Origin of the sequence: Acinetobacter sp. YH12021 (genome assembly GCF_013420145.1) — a bacterium.
In the GTDB taxonomy this organism is placed as follows: Bacteria; Pseudomonadota; Gammaproteobacteria; order Pseudomonadales; family Moraxellaceae; genus Acinetobacter; species Acinetobacter towneri.
In genome coordinates, this window is sequence record NZ_VOYT01000003.1 from 48,497 (window position 1) to 67,557 (window position 19,061).

Here is a 19,061-nt window from a genome sequence, read left to right on the forward strand (position 1 = left end):
CCTTATTGTCCCAAATATACTTTCATGATTTGCTCGCCCCATAAAAAGGCAATCCAGCCCGCAATGGCGATATACGGACCAAATGCAAAGGGTTGGTTTTCTTTACGCACTTTTAACAGAATAATGCCAATAATCGCCCCAACTAAGGACGATAGCAGCACAATCAGGGGTAACATCATCGGCCCCATCCATGCACCTAAAGCGGCAAGGAGCTTGAAGTCACCATAGCCCATGCCTTCTTTGCCTGTGACGATTTTAAACAGGTAATACACCACCCATAGACATAGGAAGCCAATTACATAACCCCAAATTGCCGATGTCGGTGAGGTATAGATGGCATAGCTGTTGACTGCCAAACCCAGTGCAGCCAAAGGCAGGGTGTAACGGTCTGGCAAGAGTTGTGTATCAAAATCAATGAAGGTGAGTGCAATCAAGGTATAAGTGAGCAGCAAACCAAACAGCATTTGTACAGTTGGGCCAAATACCGCAAGCACAATCAGGGCGCAAACAGCGGTTAATACTTCAATCATTGGATAACGTACGCTGATCAGGTTTTGGCAGTTGCTACATTTACCGCGTAATACCAACCAACTCAGCACAGGAATATTTTGATACCAACGAATTGGGTTGTGACATTTGGGGCAGGTCGATGCAGGTTTGCTCAGGGTGATTTTACTTTCATCAATAATGGCTTGTTCAGGATGTAATAACATTTGGCAGTCATTACGCCACTCCTGTTCCATCATTTTTGGGGTGCGGTAAATCACCACATTCAAAAAACTGCCAATACATAAACTAAAAAGTCCAACTGCGATATAGAGCGCAGTTGGATTTTGGATAAAGTACGCGATTAATTCTTGCATTAAACCACAGAACCCATTTGGAAGATTGGAAGGTACATGGCGACAACTAAACCACCCACTAAAATACCCAAGACAGACATAATCAACGGCTCCATCATTGAGGTTAAGCCATCTACTGCGTTGTCGACTTCGTTTTCATAGTGGGTTGCGACTTTATCTAGCATGGCATCTAGCGCACCTGATTCTTCACCAATGGCTACCATTTGCACTGCCATAGACGGGAATTTATTGGTGACACGCATGGCGAATTGTAGCTGTTGACCTGTCGCAACATCATCACGAATTTTCATCACGGCTTCTTCATAGACCACATTATTGGTTGCCCCAGCGGTAGATTCCAAGGCATCAATTAAGGGTACACCAGCAGCAAAAGTAGTGGCTAAAGTACGGCTATAACGTGCAATAATCGCTTTATAGACCAAGTCACCAAAAATAGGCGCTTTCAGTGCCGCTTTGTCTAAGAAGTCACGGAATTTTTTACTGCGTTTTTTAGTTTCCAAGAAACCTGCAATGATGACCCCAATCACAATAATCAGAATAAACCAGTATTTCTGCATCCATTGTGACATGTTCACCACCATTTTAGTGAAGGCAGGCAAGTCCGCACCAAAAGAGCTAAACAACTCTTCAAACACAGGTACGACTTTCACCATCAAAATAATGGTCACAATCACGGCCACCACAATGACCGTTGCAGGGTATTTCATGGCTTTTTTAATTTTTTGTTTGAGTAACTCACTCTTTTCTTTATAGATCGCGACACGATCTAGCATGGTTTCTAGGGCACCCGATTGTTCACCAGATTCGACCAAAGAACAAAATAGGTTGTCAAAATATTGAGGATATTTACGCAATGCGCCAGCAAAGGTATTCCCGCCTTCCACTTCACCTTTAATGCCTAAAACCACTTCACGCATGGCGGGGTTTTCAAGACCTTCGGCAACAATCTCAAAGCTTTGTACCAAAGGCACACCTGCTTTCATCATAGTGGCAAGCTGACGCGTGAAAATAGTGATGTCTAAGGTCGACACCCGTTTTTTCATTAAGCCTTCAAGAATATTCTTTTTCTTTTGGCGAATCGTCTTGATGGTAATCCCTTGTTTACGCAATGTGACCTTTGCCAAGGCCATATTACGCGCTGGAATTTCCCCTTTTAACTTAGCCCCTTTGCGGTCAATCCCTTCATAAACGAAGGTGGGCATCATCTGTGCTTTTTTGACAGCCATGCGTATTTATCCTTATTTTAAATTTTACAACTATTCACTGGTCACACGATTGACTTCTTGCAATGAAGTCACCCCCTGCATGACCTTAAGTAACCCCGAACGACGCAGATTGTTAAACCCCGATTTTGCTGACGCATCAGCAATTTGGATGGCATTACCATCCTCCATAATAATTCTAGAAATTTCTGGTGTGACTTTCATCACTTCATAAACACCAACACGTCCTTTATAACCTTCACGGCATTCAGAACAGCCTACAGGTTGATAGACCTGAAATTCTGGATTGCTCAAATCGGCTTCAGTAAAGCCCATTTCCAATAAGCTTTGTTTTGGAATATCGGAAGGAGCTTTGCAATGCGGGCATAGGCGTCGTGCCAAACGCTGTGCAATGACGAGGTTTACCGAAGTTGCGATGTTAAAGGAAGGAACGCCCATATTGCGTAAACGCGTTAAAGTTTCTGGCGCACTGTTGGTGTGGAGGGTAGATAAAACCATGTGACCTGTTTGGGCTGCTTTAATTGCAATTTCTGCAGTTTCAAGGTCACGAATCTCACCCACCATGACAATATCAGGGTCTTGACGTAAGAAAGATTTCAGAGCGGCAGCGAAGGTTAAGCCCACTTTATTGTTGACGTTAACCTGGTTGATGCCTTCTAAGTTAATTTCCACAGGGTCTTCGGCAGTGGAAATGTTGGTATCTTCTCTGTTTAAGATATTTAAGCCTGTATATAGCGATACCGTTTTACCCGAACCCGTTGGACCTGTAATCAGTAACATGCCTTGCGGTTTTTCTAAGGCTTCCATGAACAATTCTTTTTGTTCTGGTTCATAGCCCAAAGCGTCAATCCCAAGCATCGCGCTAGATGGGTCAAGAATACGCAGTACGATTTTTTCACCGAACAATGTTGGCAACGAGTTCACACGGAAGTCGATGGATTTATTTTTAGATAGTTTTAATTTAATACGACCATCTTGCGGGACACGCTTTTCAGAAATGTCCATTTGGGACATCACTTTTAAACGTGATGCCAAGCGGTTAGCTAACTGTAAGGGTGGGGTGGCAATTTGACGTAATACACCATCGACACGGTAACGCACTCGATAGGTTTTTTCATACGGTTCAAAGTGTAAGTCCGAAGCACCCATGCGAATTGCATCAATCAGTAATTTGTTGATGTATTTAACAATTGGGGATTCATCACCCTGCGGTTCATCTTCTGCAGCTTGTTCTGGTTCGCTGTTACCATCTTCAAAGTTGAGATCGAAGTCATCATCTTCAAATTCAAAAGCAGACTCACTCGCAAAGTTTTGTTCAATCAGTTTTACCAATTTATCGTGTTCGACCACAATGGCTTCAATATTCATTTTACTGTTGAAACGAATGGCATCCATTGCTTCGATATTGGTCGGGTTACTGGTTGCAACATAAAGCAGATGATTGCGTTTAAAAATAGGCAATATGCAATATTTGCTGAACAGTTTTTCATCAATGCCTTCACGCACGATGAGCGCAGAGTCATACACGCTTAAATCAAAAATAGGTTCGCCAAACTCATTAGAAATTTTTTCAGCAATGATTAAAGGCGCGATATTTAGGTTTTGAATGAGATAGGGAACAATATCAACATTATCTTTTTGTGCGGCTTTAATGGCAGTTTGCATATTTTCAGCAGAAACGAGCCCATCTTCGACCAAACGTCGAATAAAACCTGTAAATCTAGGTGTAGCTTGTTGTACTGACATTCCCCAACGTCCTCAAAATCAAGATTGTTTATAATTGGTATCTTAAAATTATACTTTTGTTGCACAAAAATACCATATCTGAAAGTGCTGTCACCACCTAAGTATCGCCTAAAAGCATGAACCAGTTACATTAATCTGCTAAAAAAATTGTAAGTCCTGCCATGAAAAGATACTTCATGCAGCAGTTTGATGCAAAGCTTGTACAAAAAACTCAGCAGAAATGTGATTTGCGTGTAGAATGTGCGCGATTAAATGAATTGTTTTTGCAGGTTATTCTATGTCGGCTACGACGATTAAGCCTTGGGTGGTTGGCAATTGGAAGATGAATCCGATACATGCCGATGCTCAGCAACTTATTTCTGAATTTAAAACATTATTACAAGACAGCCCTGTAGAGGCTGAAAAGTGTCATTTGGGGATTGCACCTGTCACTTTGGCTTTAACTCAAATTCAAGCTGCATTGAGCGAAGCAGTACGTCCTGTCTATACCGTTGCACAAGACCTTTCCCGTATTGCGGGTTTGGGTGCATATACAGGCGAAGTCAGTGCAGAATTGCTAAAAGACAGTCAAATTGATTATGTATTGGTTGGGCATTCAGAACGTCGTGAACTTTTTGCAGACACACCAAGCATTTTGAATGAAAAAGTTAAAAATGCCTTGCAGGCAGGTTTGACAGTTATTTATTGTGTGGGTGAAAGTCTGCAACAACGTGAAAGCGGTCAGGCAGAGCAAGTTGTTTTGCAACAAATTTGTGATATTGCTGCTGTGGTTGACGCTGAGCAATGGCAACAGATAGTGATTGCGTATGAACCTATTTGGGCAATTGGTACAGGCAAGACCGCATCACCTGAAGATGCGCAAACCATGCATGCAAAAATCCGTGAAGGTTTAAGCCAAATCACCGCTTATGCGGTGACTCTACCGATTTTATATGGTGGTAGTGTAAAACCAGAAAATGCCGTAGAGTTAGCAGCCTGCCCAGACATTAATGGTGCTTTGGTCGGTGGTGCATCCTTAAATGCGGCATCGTTCCATCAAATTGCGCAAGCCTTTGCAAATACACAATAATGAGGAGTTCAGCATGCAAACATTTGTGCTGGTAGTACATATTATCTTAGCCATTTTAATGATTGGACTAATTTTGGTTCAGCATGGTAAAGGTGCAGATGCAGGCGCTTCTTTTGGTGGCGGTGGTGCGGCAACCGTATTTGGTGCGTCAGGCTCAGGTAACTTTTTAACCCGTTTAACGGCAATTTTAACAGCATTGTTTTTTGCAACCAGTTTAACTTTAGCGGTGTTTGCCAAGAAACAAACCACAGGTGCATATAGTTTGCAGACTGTACAAACGACTGCACCTGCACAGCCAGTATCGCCTGAAACTTCACCAACTGCGCCTAAAAGCGCTGAATAATTTTATTTAGCACTTTCTTTTTTCGCATGATGCGACTAGAATGCGTCACAGCTGCGGTGGTGGTGGAATTGGTAGACACGCTACCTTGAGGTGGTAGTGCTTTCGGGCGTGGGGGTTCAAGTCCCCCCTTCCGCACCAACTTATAATCCAGAAAACATAAGTTGGTGTTAAGCAGCAAATCTGTTGATGCGGGATGGAGCAGTCTGGTAGCTCGTCGGGCTCATAACCCGAAGGTCGTTGGTTCAAATCCAGCTCCCGCTACCAATCAATCCTAAGCTTATCGTGAATTAAGCGTAGGCAACTTAAATTATTTTAGGTTGAGATAAGTATTTACATGTTGTTGCGGGATGGAGCAGTCTGGTAGCTCGTCGGGCTCATAACCCGAAGGTCGTTGGTTCAAATCCAGCTCCCGCTACCAATATTTTAAAAGTGTGATTATGCTCTAATATGAGTTTTACGCTTTATACTGACTAAGGTGCAACTTAAGTCAGGCAAAAATGCTAAGTTTGATTGAAAACTTATTCATATTTGTATATAATTTTTGCACGTTGATGCGGGATGGAGCAGTCTGGTAGCTCGTCGGGCTCATAACCCGAAGGTCGTTGGTTCAAATCCAGCTCCCGCTACCAAGTTTCTAATGGTGTGGTACGTTAGTTTTAGTTGATTGAATTCAGCATAATAAACTAGCAAAGATGGTTAGATTTAGTCTAATCCCCGCAACCAAGTTTCTAAAGAGGCTCACAACTAGGTGGGCCTTTTTGCACAGTGGATATTGGTTTTACTGTGCAAGAATAGGGGCGATTACGCCCTTTTTTATTGGCTATCGTGTAGTGTCGATACAAGCCGTGCGCGGCCTAAAGTCAAAGTGTCATGTTTCACTACTACTATAGTTTGTATGAATGTGTAGTGGTCAAATAAGACCATTGAACCGCAGCAGAATGACGAGAGTAAATGAAGCTATCAAATAAAACTCAAGCACTTCAGGACTTAATTGCGCCAGCAGTGCAAGCATGTGATGTGGATCTTTGGGGAATCGAGTTTATTCCACAAGGTAAGCGTTCTTTGTTACGTATTTATATCGACAAAGCTGTCGATGAAAATGCAGAACCTGTCTTAAATGAAGATGGCGAATTAGAGCAAGGTCGTGGTATTGGTGTGCAAGATTGTGTACGTGTAACCCAGCAAGTTGGTGCAATGCTTGATGTGCATGATCCAATTTCAGGTGAATATGCACTTGAAGTATCCTCTCCGGGTTGGGATCGTCCATTTTTCCAATTAGAGCAATTGCCTGCATATATTGGGCAAACCATTGCGTTACGTTTAATCAGTGCTGTAGAAAACCGTCGTAAATTTCAAGCGAAATTGGTTGCTGTAGATCTGGAAAATGAAACCATTCAGGTCGAAGTGGAAAAACAGCAGGTATTGGAGATTGACAGTCACAATATTGATAAAGCAAACCTGATTTACCAAGATTAATCAAATTAATAAGAATCTGAACGAATAGGTGACTTATGGCACGTGAAATTCTTACCGTCGTTGAAACGGTTAGTAACGAAAAAGGTGTAAGTCGTGAGGCAATTTTTGAGGCGCTTGAACAGGCTCTTGTTGCTGCGACGAAAAAGAAATTCTACGAAGGCACAAACTCAGAAGAAGCACGTTTACGTGTGGAAATTGATCGTAAAACAGGTGACTACAGCACTTTCCGTCAGTGGGAAGTGGTGGCAGATGAAGATCATGAAATGCCTGCATGCCAAGATGCAATTTCTGATGTAGACCCTGCAAAGTGGTCAATTGGCGATATTCGCGAACTTGAAGTTGAGTCAATTGACTTCGGTCGTATTGCTGCGCAAATTGCCAAGCAAGTGATTGTGCAAAAAATTCGTGAAGCAGAACGCGCATTGGTTGCAGATGCTTATGAAGCCAAAGTAGGCGAGCTGATTTACGGTGAAGTGAAAAAGCAAACCAAAGATGGCTTTATTATTGATTTGGGCGACAATGCAGAAGCATATTTGGCGCGTGAAGAAATGATCGCCAAAGAAATTTTGCGTCCTAAGCAGCGTGTGAATGCAATTTTGTACAGCGTGAACCGTGAAGGTCGTGGTGCACAATTGTTGTTGTCACGTGCCAAGCCTGAAATGCTGATTGCATTGATGAAAAAAGAAATTCCAGAAATTTCTGAAGAAATCATCGAAATTAAAGCAGCAGCGCGTCAGCCGGGTGTACGTGCAAAAATTGCAGTAAAAACCAACGACCATCGTATTGACCCTGTAGGTGCATGTATTGGTATGCGTGGTACACGTATCCAAGCGGTACAGCAAGAGTTAAATGGTGAGCGTATTGATGTTGTGGTGTGGTCTGATGATCCAGCACAATATATCGCCAGTGCTTTAGAGCCAGCCGATGTATCGGGTATTGTGATTGATGAAGAAGAACGTACTGCCGACATTATTTTCGCAACCAGCGATCAGTTGGCACGTGCAATTGGTTCACAAGGTCAAAACGTACGATTAGCCTCTGAACTCACAGGTTATAAGCTGAACATGATGCTTGAAGAAGAGTATCACGCACGTCAGCAAAATGAAGCGCAACAATACTTGGACTTGTTTGTTTCACGTCTAGACATTGCTGAAGATTTGGCGATGGCATTGGTAGAAATGGGCTTCACTTCATTAGAAGAAATTGCGTATGTTCCTGCGGAAACATTTGACGAAATTGATTTAGATGAAGAACTTGTTGAAATGTTACAAGGCCGTGCCAAAGAAGTGGCTTTGGCAGAAGCATTGCAACAGCAAGAAAATATCCAAGATCCGAGTGAAGAACTTCTAGCAATGGAAGGCATGACACAAGAGATCGCTTATGCGCTTGCCGCTCGTGGTGTCATTACAGTTGATGATTTAGCTGACCAAGCGACTGACGATATCGAAGATATAGAAGGTTTAGGTACAGAAAAAGCGGGTCAATTGATTATGAAAGCGCGCGAATCATGGTTTAACTAGGAGGTAATATATGACGGACAAGTCGATTAAAGAGTTAGCGCTCAGTGTAGGTCGTCCAGTTGAGAAACTCCTGGAACAGGTTCGTGACGCAGGTTTACCACAGCGTAACGCTGACGATATTATTTCCACGGAACAACAAAGTACCCTAGTGAACCATTTAAAAAAGGTTCACGGTCAAGAGGGTAAAGCAGGACAAATCACGTTGAAACGTAAAACCACCAGTACCGCTAAAGTGGCAAGTACTTCGGGCAAAGCGAAAACGATTAATGTAGAAGTTCGCAAGAAGCATACATTTGTAAAGCCAGATCCTGAACAGATTAAAGCGGAAGCACTGGCAAAAGCACAGGCGGAAGCAGCTGAAAAAGCGCAAGCAGAACAGCAAGCACGTGACGTGGCAGAAAAGAGCAAAGCGAAAGCAGACGCGCCTCAAGCAGGTGCCGCAAAAGCGAAACAAGCTTTAGATGCAATGCGTGCAGCAGCCAAGCAAGAAACAGCCAAGCAAGAAGTTGCAAAAGCTGCGGTTGTGGTGAAACGTAAGTCAACCAACAAGCCAATTGTGAAGCAAGCAGTGAAAGTCACTGAAACACCTGAGCAAAAGAAAGCGCGTGAAGCGCAAGCAGCTCAGTTGAAAGCGACTGAAGAAGCAGCACGTCGTAAAGCTGCTGAAGAAGCGCAGCAACGTACGCTTGAGCAAATGCGTCAGATGGCATCTAAATACTCAAATGAAGATGCAACCGCTACCATTCGTGTGGTAGATGATTCTCCATTGGCGGCTGGTCTTGTGGGTCAGGCTTATGAAGATTCATTTGCCAAAGAAGACCGTGAAATCAAGCGTGGTACCAGCACCACCAATACACGTTCACCGAAAAAAGGTGGTCGTCGTGGTCAGGAAGAACAGTCTTTCAGCCAAAACTCACATAAACGCGGTTTGAAAACGAGCCAAGCCAACAAGCACGGCTTTGAAAAACCAGTTAAAAAACAAGTTTATGATGTTGAAATTGGTGCAACGATTGTGGTTGCGGACTTGGCTGCAAAAATGGCAGTTAAAGTACGCGAAGTTATTAAATCACTCATGAAAATGGGTGAGTTAGTTACGCAAAACCAAGCGATTGAGCAAGAAGTTGCAGCACTTGTAGTTGAGGAAATGGGCCACAACCCAGTTCTAGTATCGGATACGCAAGCTGAAGATAACTTACTTGAAGCTGCTGAAGAGGCACGTGGTGTTCAAACGACACGTCCACCAGTGGTGACCATCATGGGTCACGTTGACCATGGTAAGACATCATTACTTGACCGTATTCGTCGTGCCAAAGTGGCTGCAGGCGAAGCGGGTGGTATTACCCAGCACATTGGTGCATACCACGTACAAACCGATAAAGGAATTATCACCTTCTTAGATACACCGGGACACGCAGCGTTTACTGCAATGCGTTCACGTGGTGCGAAAGCGACAGATATCGTGGTATTGGTCGTTGCGGCAGATGATGGTGTGATGCCACAAACTGCAGAAGCGATTGACCATGCGCGTGCAGCGGGTACGCCAATTATTGTTGCCATTAACAAAATGGACAAAGAATCGGCTGATCCAGACCGCGTATTGAATGAATTGACCACCAAAGAAATCGTACCTGAACAATGGGGCGGTGACGTACCTGTTGCAATGGTTTCAGCGCATTCAGGTCAAGGTATTGATGAACTTCTTGATTTAATTTCAATTCAAGCAGAAATGATGGAATTGAAAGCATCTGAAGAAGGTGCAGCGCAAGGTGTGGTGATTGAAGCGCGTGTAGATAAAGGTCGCGGTGCAGTGACTTCAATTCTGGTACAAAACGGTACTTTGAATGTAGGTGACTTGGTTCTTGCAGGTTCATCTTATGGTCGCGTACGTGCCATGACCGATGAAAACGGTAAGCGTATTAAATCTGCAGGTCCTTCAATTCCAGTTGAAATTTTAGGTTTACCTGAAGCGCCAATGGCGGGTGACGAAGTTCTTGTTGTAAATGACGAGAAGAAAGCACGTGAAGTTGCCGATGCGCGTATGGATCGTGAGCGTCAAAAACGTCTTGAGCGTCAAAGCGCAATGCGTCTTGAAAACATCATGGCATCAATGGGCAAAAAAGACGTTCCATTTGTCAATGTGGTATTGAAGACCGATGTACGAGGTACTTTGGAAGCCTTGATTGTTGCATTGGGCGAGTTGTCTACCGATGAAGTACGTGTACGTGTGATTGGTTCAGGCGTAGGTGCGATCACTGAGTCTGACGTTACGCTTGCAGAATCTTCAGAAGCTGTATTACTGGGCTTTAACGTACGTGCTGACAATACTGCGCGTCAAAAAGCCGATGCCGATGGTATTGACATTCGTTACTACAGCATCATCTATCAATTAATTGATGATGTGAAAGATGCGATGAGCGGTAAGCTTGCACCTGAACACCGTGAAACTATTTTGGGTGTTGCAGAAGTGCGTGAAGTGTTCCACTCAAGTAAGTTCGGTGCAGCTGCAGGTTGTATGGTACTTGAAGGCGTACTTCACCGTAACAAACCAATTCGCGTATTACGTGATGATGTGGTGGTATTCCAAGGTGAGCTTGAGTCACTTCGTCGTTATAAAGACGTGGTGGAAGAAGTTCGCGCAGGTATGGAATGTGGTCTTGCAGTAAAAGGCTATAAAGACATCAAACCACTTGATAAGATTGAAGTGTACGATGTTCAATTGATTAAACGGAGTCTTTAATGGCGGGTAGTCAACGTCTGAAGCGTATGGCGGATACAGTACAGCGTGAGCTGTCAGAACTGATTCGCCAAGAGCTGAAAGATCCACGCTTAGGTGGTCTTGTGACCATCTCTGCAGTGAAGGTGAGCCCAGACTTAGGATATGCGGAAGTGTACGTGACCGTCATGGGACGTGAATTAGGCGATGAGCAAAGCGAAACGGCAAATAAAGAAACCTTGGATGTGTTGAATAAAGCATCAGGCTTCTTGCGCCATGAGTTAAGCCGTCGTATTAAGACACGTATTACCCCGCGTTTGCGTTTTCACTACGATAAAACCAATGCCTATGGTAACTATATGTTTGGTTTGATTGCAGAAGCGGTAAAAGATTTACCTCCTGCAGCACCTAAGCAAGATGAAGAATAAATCAGTGATGATAAAAAATGCCACCTTCGGGTGGCATTTTTATTTAATTTTTTTAGTTTTTCTTATATACAAGACCAGGAAATTTTTGAGAAAATTTATTTATCAACTTATCAGTATTACCAATACCCCAATTTCGAGCTACATAATATTCAGCATTTTTATAGATTAATTCAGGGGTGCCATTCGCTTTATATTTTCTGTATTTGATTTCATTTTCAGTGAAGTCATCTTTCTGTTTCAATAAAAAGAAACTACAACTCTTATCTTCTTTCAAATATTCTATAATTTCATCATCAATAAGATTGTTGGCTTGAAGTAGTAAAACGGTTTGAAGACCAATATCAGACTTTTTGAAATTTTCACAGAAAACTTTTCCTTGATAAATAATATTAAAAGTACTGCGATCTCTGTCGGAAGAAAGGTTATCTAGTGCAGTACGAATACTATCGCGAGTATCTTTTTCCTGTTCGGGGTCGGAACTAATAGCATATAATGATGCTAAAATTAATTTTTGATTTTTATTCCAGAAACTAGTGAGAAGTTTTCGTTCTTCAGAGCCTAAAGCCATAATCAGTTCCTCTTTATGTGAATCAGTTTGTATTTCGATTGCTGGCTGACTGAGAGATTTTAAATACTCAATAAGAATATTCTTTGTCTGCTCAGAAATGTTTTGTTGTAGAGCTGGTTCAATTACATAATCAACAATGGATTGATAATTAATTTGAATAAACTCTTTACAGTTACACTCAGGTTCATTTAATTCTATGAGTTCCAATGTTGATATTGGGGTTAAGTAAATATAAAAAGTAGTTTCAGGTTGTTTTTGTATCGGGTCAAAATAATCAAAATATTTTGTAGTTTGATCATTATTTTCTTTGCTTTCTACTTTGTTTTCAATGATAAGTTTTACGATATAAGGCGTATCTGAAACAATAAGGGTTAATTCAATATATAAATCTAATCTGCCAATATTCTCAATGTGAAATTCGGAGTGAATGGATACTTTTTGAATTATATAATCATCAGTTGCGAAGGCATTGTATAAGTGGTTGTATGTCTTTTTTAATTTATCATTGCTGAAAATTAGTAGAATATCTAAAAGCTTTTTTATTGAAAATTCATTTAGTCCATGACTTTCATTAGGATTAAATAGCCACGCAAAAAAATTACTATGACTTATTTCTCTACGGCTTACGCCAAGAATTTCCGAAAAAGATTTTGAATAATAAAAATTTTCTAACTTTTGAGAGCTTGGATCATTTTTAAATCTAATAATTTCAGTACGAATTTGTTCTAACGTAAAATTTTCAGTCATATTTTAAATATTTTTAAGCTACTCATTAAATGTATATGAATGCTAAATCGAATGTGTAATTCATTGCAAGTCTATGATCATAATAAGTTTATATAAAATGATCATTCATTTTAAATGATCATTTTTATGATTTACTTTCTTTTCATAAAAGGTACGGCGCCGTTGGCGTTGCCATGGCAACGGACGATCTAAGGTTTCAGGCACATTGCCACTCATCGAACGTAAACGTAAATGCAGTGCTGCCTGTGCCATTAAATTGGCAGAAACAGGCGCGGTAATAAACGCAAATAAGGTGATTAATACTTCTGCAAAGCCAAATCGTCCTTCAAATGCCGCATAAATAATGGCTGCAATTAAGAAACTGCCTAGTCCTAAAGTGCTGGATTTTGTAGGGGCATGCAGTCGCATAAATAAGTCGGGTAGGCGAACCATGCCAATGCCGCCCACCAACATGAAAAATGCGCCAATAATTAAAAAGAATGACACTAAAATTTCCATGAGTAATTGCATGTTCATTCTCCTTAATCAATCACATGACCGCTGGTGAAATAACGCGCCAGTGCTGCAGTAGACACAAAGCCTAGCATCGCCACCAATAACGCACCTTCAAAAAAGGAGGTGGTACTCCAAAAGATACCCAAAACTACCACCAAGCAGGTTGCATTTAAAAATAAGGTATCCAAGGCCAACAGGCGGTCCACAATTGAAGGGCCAATAATCAGACGGTATAAGCACAACAACATGGAAAGCGTAATCGCAACCATGCAGATTCCAAGTGCATAAGGCAGAATCATCATTGCTTTTCTCCTGACTGCGCACCAAAAATTTCAATCAGTGGTTTTTCATAACGATTTTTGATGTCTTGAATATCTACACTTTCATCTGTAGTGTTTAAGGCATGTACCAAAATATCACCACGATCTTGGTCGATACCAGCCGTGACAGTACCAGGTGTGGTGGTAATGATCATCGCCAGAATACTGTTGACCTGTTCGTGCTGTGTTTCGAGAGGGACACGGAACCATTTTGGCTGCATGCGATCTGTTGGGCCAAGCACCAGTTTTGCGACACGAATATTAGAAATCATAATATCCCAGACCACCACAAAGAATAAGTGAATGGCTGCAGTCCAGTTGATGTCTGGTGTACGTGTGATAAAGGGCTGGATCAATTTGGGAATTAATAGTGCCAAAACCAGTGCCATCAACAGATTTCCTGCAGAAACACTATGCGCCAACATCAACCAACTCAGTGCCACCAATACAGATACAAACGGATGTGGCAGCAGGTTGTCCCAAAACGAAGTTTTCGGTCTCGTTTTTTGCATGTTTAGGGCTCCGCAGGTTTGAGTTGAGTATCGCTAGGTTGCTGTGCTTCCTCACGATTTTGCTGCTGAATCTGACGTTGTTTATAGTCAGAAATATGCTCGCCTTCCAAGGTATTTGGATGAATCACGTATGGAATTAAATGTGCGTTGGCATCGATTGCTTCGCCACCGTACTTGGTTTCTGGTAAGTACAATGGATCATAAGGTTGTACACTAATCACATTTGTAGCACGGTCTTTTTTCAGAATCAGTGCTTCATAGGCCGCATTATGTTGAATCTGCTGTGCAGTCTTCAGCATATATTGTTGAATTGGATTGGCAAATACCACGTACAGCACTAAACCCGTTAGGAGAAAATAAATGACACGGTCATTACGGGGCGGTGCAATCGCAGGTAGTGCCTGATATTCATAATAGGCTTCAGTTTGCGCATCATCTTCAGGTTTGGTCGCGCGCCAAAATAAAATAAAGCCGACACGGGTGAATGCAATAATACTCAGCAAGCTGACCAAGAGAATAATGCCAATAATCCAGCCTTGATGTGCCATATTGGCGGTGGCTTGCAAAATAAAGACCTTGCCCAAAAAGCCACTAAACGGTGGTAAACCTGCCATCATTAAGGCGATCATGAAGTACGTGATTGCCAATACTTTATGTTGCTTCATTTGTGGGGCAATATTGAAGTGATCTTTAAATGCGCCACGTTGTGAGGTAATCCAGCCGCACAGCAAATAGAAAGCCGCTGCAATTAAAGTACTGTGTACCAAGTAATACAGTGCAGCTGACCATGCCTGTGTGTTCATCATCGAAATGGCAATCAGGATCGTACCAATTGAAGACAGCACCATAAAACCGACAAAACGACGTAAGCGCTCTGCACCAATTGCGCCTATGACCCCATACAGTGAGGTAATTAGACCAATCGGCAGTAACCAGTCTTGTAGGATTTTATGGCTCAGCGCATCATCAAATACGGTTCCATTGACCCGCAAAATGGCATACACACCCACTTTGGTCATGATGGTGAATAAGGCTGCCACAGGGGTTGTCGCCACGGCATAGGTTTTAGGAAGCCAGAAACCGACAGGAAGCATAGCGGCTTTAATACCAAATACCACAAATAGCAGTAAGCCACCTGCCACCGCAATTTTATGTGCATCAGCATCGAGTAGCGGAATAAGACGTGCCACATCGGTCATGTTTAAACTGCCGACACTGCCGTAAATCATCCCCAAACCAATTAGGAACAGGGCAGAGGCCAACAGGTTGATGGTGACGTAATGAATCCCGAGTTGAAAACGTGCTTTGCCTTGACCGTGCAATAACAACACATACGAGGCGAGCAACAAGATTTCAAAAAATACGAACAGGTTAAATAAGTCGCCTGTGAGGAATGCACCGCAAAGTCCCATGAGTAGGAAATGCACCATGGTATGAAAATAGCGACCACGTTCATCCCATTTTTTGCTGGAAAACCACAGTAATGGCAAGGCAAGTGAATAAGTCAGTACCAACATGAGGGCAGACAGTTGATCTAGCACTAAAATAATGCCAAACGGGGCGGCCCATTCGCTCAAATTATAAATAATAATTTGCCCACTGCTGACTTGAATTAAATAGCTAATTGCAGTGACTAAACCGAGTGTGGCAGAAAGATAGCTAATGCCACGACGCCATGGCTGACGCCAGTCATGTGAGAGTGAACCAAAGCCCGGATTGCCTAATAGCACTAAAATAAATGCGGTAAAGGTTGGAATCAGGATGCTAAAAATAGGTGAATGCTGTAGCCAAAATTGGAGGAAATCATTCATTATGGCTCATCCTCACGTGGGCCAAGCAGTGGATGTTCTTCTTTGGCATCGACGTGGTCTGTCCCTGTTTCATAACGGCTACGCAGCGCCAATTGCACAATAAATGCGGTGGTGGCAAAACCAATCACAATTGCGGTTAATACCAAGGCTTGTGGTAATGGGTCGGTGACTTTTGAAGCTTCAGTCAAAATTGCAGGTGCATTGAGCTGAATACGCCCCATGCTGAATAAGAAAATATTGACGGCATAACCAATCATCGCCAAGCCCAAAACCACAGGAAAGGTACGGGCACGTAAAATTAAATAGATTCCTGTCGCGACTAACATTCCAATGGCAGACGCAATTAAAAACTCAATACTAATCATTGCATTACTCCTTTGGAAGTGGGCCAGACATGCCTGAGTGACGTGAGTCGCCCAAGACAGAAATCATCAACATTACCGCACCAACCACCGTGACATACACGCCTACATCAAATAAGGCAGCCGAAGCGAGGTGCATTTCACCAATAATCGGAGGATTGACATAAATATGTGCGCTGGTGAGGAATGGACGTCCCCAGAACCATGCGGCAAGTCCTGTCAGACCTGCAATACTTAAACCCACGCCAATCCAGATTTCGTATAAACGTCCAGATTTAGCTTTGAGCATTTGTTCGGTGTGGTCTTGACCAAGCGCAATGTATTGGATGATCAACGCCATTGCGGTAATTAAGCCCGCAATAAAGCCACCGCCTGGTAAGTTATGACCGCGCAAGAAAATATACAGGCTGACCACAAGGGCGATAGGTAAAATCCATGAGGCGGTAATCCGCAGCATCAACGGTGAAGGATTAAAGCGATAGGTTAAACCTTGGGTCATGATAGTGCCGTGCGCACGCATACCATCCATTAAACACAGCGTACCAATCGCAGCAATGCCCAAGACGGTAATTTCACCAAAGGTATCGAAACCACGGAAGTCCACCAAAATGACGTTGACCACGTTGGTTCCGCCACCGAGTGGAATGGATTGCTGATTAAAGAACCATGAAATTGAATTGTGGTCGCGGGTCATCACCAGCCACGCAATCCAGCCGATACCAATGCCGCCACCAATCGCAATGAAGGCATCTCGCCAACGACGTGAACGGCTAGATTCATACGGGGTCAATTGTGGGAGCAGCGATAGACTCATCAGCAATAAAACAGTGGTGACGACATCAACCGTGATTTGAGTTTGTGCCAAGTCTGGAGCAGACAGTCCGACAAACATCATGGTGACGACCAAGCCAACTGCACCGCTGATTAAGACAGCTTTGATGCGCTCATGGTGGAACCACAGCATCATCCAGCAGGCAGAGAACAGCAATAACCATAAAACAATGGCAATCATAGGCGCATGTGTGAGTTCACGTGTGCCAGTTGTTAATCCCTGATTGAATAATGGTAGCGCGACCATGAATACCGTAAAAGCAATGATCCACACCAAATAGCTTTGCAGTGAACCATTTTCGGTTTTACGTTTGATTTTGCGTGAAACTTGTAGCAAATGTTTTAAGAATAATTCAAACAGCAGTTTGCCTTGGAATTGACCTAAATGTGGGTCGAGGTCAATTTCACGGATTTTTCCACCTTTGGCGAGCGAGAAATAGAAAATGATCCCGCCAAGCAGTGCAATAACACTCATCAGCAGGGGAAGATTAAAGCCATGCCAAATTGCCAGATGTGTGCCTTCAAACTGCGACAGTTGGGTACTGGCACGAGTCGTGCTATTGACAATATGCTCGACCAATAAGGCAGGCATCAAGCCGACTAAAATACATAAAACAGCCAATAAAGTTGCGGGTGCACGCATGCCAAACGGAGGTTCGTGAGCTTCTTTGTTTGGGACATCTTTACCAATTGGACCATCAAAGAAAACGCCGTGTACCAAACGTATTGAATAGGCCACTGCAAAAATACCCGCCAGTGTCGCAACAATTGCAGAAACCAACAGTACAGGGCCAGATAAGTTTGCTACCAGTTCAGTGAAGAACATTTCTTTGGACAAAAAGCCGTTGGTCAACGGTACGCCAGCCATAGAGGCCGCGGTAATCATAGTGAGGGTGGCGGTAAAGGGTAATAGTTGCCATAAGCCACTAAGTTTGCGTAAATCACGTGTGCCTGATTCGTGGTCGACAATTCCTGCAATCATAAACAGGGCCGCTTTAAAGGTGGCGTGGTTGATGATGTGGAAAATTGCAGCAGCTACTGCTAACGGTGAACCAATGCCGAGTAAGCACATGATCAGACCTAAATGACTGATGGTGGAATACGCCAATAAGCCTTTTAAATCTTCTTTGAAAATGGCAAAGAATGCTGCCATACACAGGGTAAATAGACCAATAAAGGTGACTAGGTTGTGATATAACGCTGCGCCTGCAAAAATTGGCAATAAGCGCGCCAGCAAGAAAATCCCTGCTTTGACCATCGTTGCCGAATGTAGATAGGCAGAAACAGGCGTGGGTGCAGCCATGGCATTGGGTAGCCAGAAGTGAAACGGAAATTGCGCACTTTTGGTAAATGCACCCAATAAAATCAGCAATAAAGTTGGTACAAATAAATGATGACTTTGAATTTGTTCAGTCATCATTAAGATTTGGTCAATTTGATAGGTGCCTGTGATTTGCGCCAATAACACAAAACCACCGAGCATGGCGAGTCCGCCCATGCCTGTAATGGTCAGTGCCATACGTGAGCCGCGTTGTGCTGCCTCGTAATTGCTCCAATAACCCACCAATAAGAAAGAGGAAATACTGGTCAGTTCCCAAAAAGTCAGCAACAAAATCAGGTTATTGGAGAGCGAAATTCCCAACATGGCAGCCATAAACAGCATGAGGAGAACATAGAGTTTACTGAGCGAGTTTTGTGGACTTAAATAATAATAGGCATAAATAAAAATGAGTGTGCCGATCCCCGTGATCAGCAAGGAGAATAATAAACCAAGCGCATCTAGACGAAAGCTTAAATCAATCCCCAACTGTGGCAGCCAAGACCATGTTTGAATGATCGTTTCGCCATTAAAGACTGCTTTTGCTTGAGTCAGGAGCAGAATAAGACTGCTCAGACTGACGCCAATCGCCCCTAAAGCCGTTACCCCGCGTGAAAATTGTTTCAGCCACGAGACAAGGGTTGTGCCCAGTACTAACGGTAACAATATAATAATCGGTAGCACACTCATATCCATTGTCGTGAATAGGTTGAAAA

General features: G+C 42.9%; 16 protein-coding genes and 4 tRNA genes. 10 read left to right on the plus strand and 10 right to left on the minus strand.

Going from position 1 to position 19,061, the window contains the following annotated elements:
- Window positions 1–2: 2 nt before the first annotated feature.
- The 3 genes from FTT91_RS04270 to pilB are packed head-to-tail and all read right to left on the minus strand — an operon-like array spanning window position 3 to window position 3,832.
- On the minus strand, window positions 3–863 hold the full coding sequence (locus FTT91_RS04270) for an A24 family peptidase (protein ID WP_004975862.1): 861 nt from the start codon (window positions 861–863) through the stop codon (window positions 3–5).
- The gene (locus FTT91_RS04275; RefSeq protein WP_004975864.1) at window positions 863–2,089 is read right to left on the minus strand and encodes a type II secretion system F family protein; all 1,227 of its coding nucleotides are present in this window, start codon (window positions 2,087–2,089) and stop codon (window positions 863–865) included. The genes FTT91_RS04270 and FTT91_RS04275 overlap by 1 nt, the downstream gene beginning before the upstream one ends.
- Window positions 2,090–2,119: 30 nt before the next feature.
- Complete coding sequence (pilB, locus tag FTT91_RS04280) at window positions 2,120–3,832, minus strand: type IV-A pilus assembly ATPase PilB (protein WP_004975865.1); 1,713 nt, start codon at window positions 3,830–3,832, stop codon at window positions 2,120–2,122.
- Window positions 3,833–4,109: 277 nt separating this feature from the next.
- On the opposite strand from pilB, the gene tpiA reads away from it, so the two are divergent.
- From tpiA to FTT91_RS04330, 10 genes are all read left to right on the plus strand, one after another.
- Window positions 4,110–4,901, plus strand: coding sequence for a triose-phosphate isomerase (tpiA, locus tag FTT91_RS04285; RefSeq protein WP_019836081.1), 792 nt, complete (start codon window positions 4,110–4,112; stop codon window positions 4,899–4,901).
- A gap of 13 nt (window positions 4,902–4,914) precedes the next feature.
- Complete coding sequence (gene secG, locus FTT91_RS04290; protein ID WP_004975868.1) at window positions 4,915–5,244, plus strand: preprotein translocase subunit SecG; 330 nt, start codon at window positions 4,915–4,917, stop codon at window positions 5,242–5,244.
- Between the two features lie 53 nt (window positions 5,245–5,297).
- Window positions 5,298–5,382 (plus strand) — tRNA-Leu (locus FTT91_RS04295).
- Between the two features lie 49 nt (window positions 5,383–5,431).
- Window positions 5,432–5,508 (plus strand) — tRNA-Met (locus FTT91_RS04300).
- Window positions 5,509–5,585: 77 nt separating this feature from the next.
- Window positions 5,586–5,662, plus strand: a tRNA-Met gene (locus FTT91_RS04305).
- 134 nt (window positions 5,663–5,796) lie between these two features.
- A tRNA-Met gene (locus FTT91_RS04310) sits at window positions 5,797–5,873 on the plus strand.
- Between the two features lie 322 nt (window positions 5,874–6,195).
- A complete protein-coding gene (gene rimP / locus FTT91_RS04315) occupies window positions 6,196–6,720 on the plus strand; it encodes a ribosome maturation factor RimP (protein ID WP_004975871.1) in 525 nt (174 codons plus the stop codon).
- A 35-nt stretch (window positions 6,721–6,755) separates the two neighbouring features.
- Window positions 6,756–8,240: a transcription termination factor NusA gene (gene nusA, locus FTT91_RS04320; RefSeq protein ID WP_154321110.1), complete on the plus strand. Its 1,485-nt coding sequence runs from the start codon at window positions 6,756–6,758 to the stop codon at window positions 8,238–8,240.
- A 10-nt stretch (window positions 8,241–8,250) separates the two neighbouring features.
- Entirely contained in the window at window positions 8,251–10,977 is a 2,727-nt protein-coding gene (gene infB, locus FTT91_RS04325) for a translation initiation factor IF-2 (RefSeq protein ID WP_178866000.1), read from the plus strand.
- On the plus strand, window positions 10,977–11,381 hold the full coding sequence (locus tag FTT91_RS04330) for a ribosome-binding factor A (RefSeq protein ID WP_004975876.1): 405 nt from the start codon (window positions 10,977–10,979) through the stop codon (window positions 11,379–11,381). The genes infB and FTT91_RS04330 overlap by 1 nt, the downstream gene beginning before the upstream one ends.
- Window positions 11,382–11,433: 52 nt before the next feature.
- On the opposite strand, the gene FTT91_RS04335 is transcribed toward FTT91_RS04330, so the two are convergent.
- From FTT91_RS04335 to FTT91_RS04365, 7 genes are all read right to left on the minus strand, one after another.
- Entirely contained in the window at window positions 11,434–12,696 is a 1,263-nt protein-coding gene (locus FTT91_RS04335) for a PD-(D/E)XK nuclease family protein (RefSeq protein WP_180169033.1), read from the minus strand.
- A 105-nt stretch (window positions 12,697–12,801) separates the two neighbouring features.
- Complete coding sequence (locus tag FTT91_RS04340) at window positions 12,802–13,206, minus strand: Na+/H+ antiporter subunit G (RefSeq protein WP_180169034.1); 405 nt, start codon at window positions 13,204–13,206, stop codon at window positions 12,802–12,804.
- Window positions 13,207–13,217: 11 nt separating this feature from the next.
- The gene (locus FTT91_RS04345) at window positions 13,218–13,493 is read right to left on the minus strand and encodes a monovalent cation/H+ antiporter subunit F (RefSeq protein ID WP_070154371.1); all 276 of its coding nucleotides are present in this window, start codon (window positions 13,491–13,493) and stop codon (window positions 13,218–13,220) included.
- Complete coding sequence (locus tag FTT91_RS04350; RefSeq protein ID WP_136144286.1) at window positions 13,490–14,023, minus strand: Na+/H+ antiporter subunit E; 534 nt, start codon at window positions 14,021–14,023, stop codon at window positions 13,490–13,492. The genes FTT91_RS04345 and FTT91_RS04350 overlap by 4 nt, the downstream gene beginning before the upstream one ends.
- A gap of 2 nt (window positions 14,024–14,025) precedes the next feature.
- Entirely contained in the window at window positions 14,026–15,834 is a 1,809-nt protein-coding gene (locus FTT91_RS04355; RefSeq protein WP_180169035.1) for a monovalent cation/H+ antiporter subunit D, read from the minus strand.
- A complete protein-coding gene (locus FTT91_RS04360; RefSeq protein WP_180169036.1) occupies window positions 15,834–16,199 on the minus strand; it encodes a Na+/H+ antiporter subunit C in 366 nt (121 codons plus the stop codon). Before FTT91_RS04360 ends, FTT91_RS04355 begins: the two co-directional genes overlap by 1 nt.
- Window positions 16,200–16,203: 4 nt before the next feature.
- Window positions 16,204–19,041, minus strand: coding sequence for a monovalent cation/H+ antiporter subunit A (locus tag FTT91_RS04365; protein WP_180169037.1), 2,838 nt, complete (start codon window positions 19,039–19,041; stop codon window positions 16,204–16,206).
- Window positions 19,042–19,061: the final 20 nt, after the last annotated feature.

Coding starts and splice junctions, on each gene's coding strand:
- FTT91_RS04270 (WP_004975862.1), bottom strand. CDS start 863: ATGCAAGAATTAATCGCGTACTTTATCCAAAATCCAACTGCGCTCTAT.
- FTT91_RS04275 (WP_004975864.1), bottom strand. CDS start 2,089: ATGGCTGTCAAAAAAGCACAGATGATGCCCACCTTCGTTTATGAAGGG.
- pilB (WP_004975865.1), bottom strand. CDS start 3,832: ATGTCAGTACAACAAGCTACACCTAGATTTACAGGTTTTATTCGACGT.
- tpiA (WP_019836081.1), top strand. CDS start 4,110: ATGTCGGCTACGACGATTAAGCCTTGGGTGGTTGGCAATTGGAAGATG.
- secG (WP_004975868.1), top strand. CDS start 4,915: ATGCAAACATTTGTGCTGGTAGTACATATTATCTTAGCCATTTTAATG.
- rimP (WP_004975871.1), top strand. CDS start 6,196: ATGAAGCTATCAAATAAAACTCAAGCACTTCAGGACTTAATTGCGCCA.
- nusA (WP_154321110.1), top strand. CDS start 6,756: ATGGCACGTGAAATTCTTACCGTCGTTGAAACGGTTAGTAACGAAAAA.
- infB (WP_178866000.1), top strand. CDS start 8,251: ATGACGGACAAGTCGATTAAAGAGTTAGCGCTCAGTGTAGGTCGTCCA.
- FTT91_RS04330 (WP_004975876.1), top strand. CDS start 10,977: ATGGCGGGTAGTCAACGTCTGAAGCGTATGGCGGATACAGTACAGCGT.
- FTT91_RS04335 (WP_180169033.1), bottom strand. CDS start 12,696: ATGACTGAAAATTTTACGTTAGAACAAATTCGTACTGAAATTATTAGA.
- FTT91_RS04340 (WP_180169034.1), bottom strand. CDS start 13,206: ATGCAATTACTCATGGAAATTTTAGTGTCATTCTTTTTAATTATTGGC.
- FTT91_RS04345 (WP_070154371.1), bottom strand. CDS start 13,493: ATGATGATTCTGCCTTATGCACTTGGAATCTGCATGGTTGCGATTACG.
- FTT91_RS04350 (WP_136144286.1), bottom strand. CDS start 14,023: ATGCAAAAAACGAGACCGAAAACTTCGTTTTGGGACAACCTGCTGCCA.
- FTT91_RS04355 (WP_180169035.1), bottom strand. CDS start 15,834: ATGAATGATTTCCTCCAATTTTGGCTACAGCATTCACCTATTTTTAGC.
- FTT91_RS04360 (WP_180169036.1), bottom strand. CDS start 16,199: ATGATTAGTATTGAGTTTTTAATTGCGTCTGCCATTGGAATGTTAGTC.
- FTT91_RS04365 (WP_180169037.1), bottom strand. CDS start 19,041: ATGGATATGAGTGTGCTACCGATTATTATATTGTTACCGTTAGTACTG.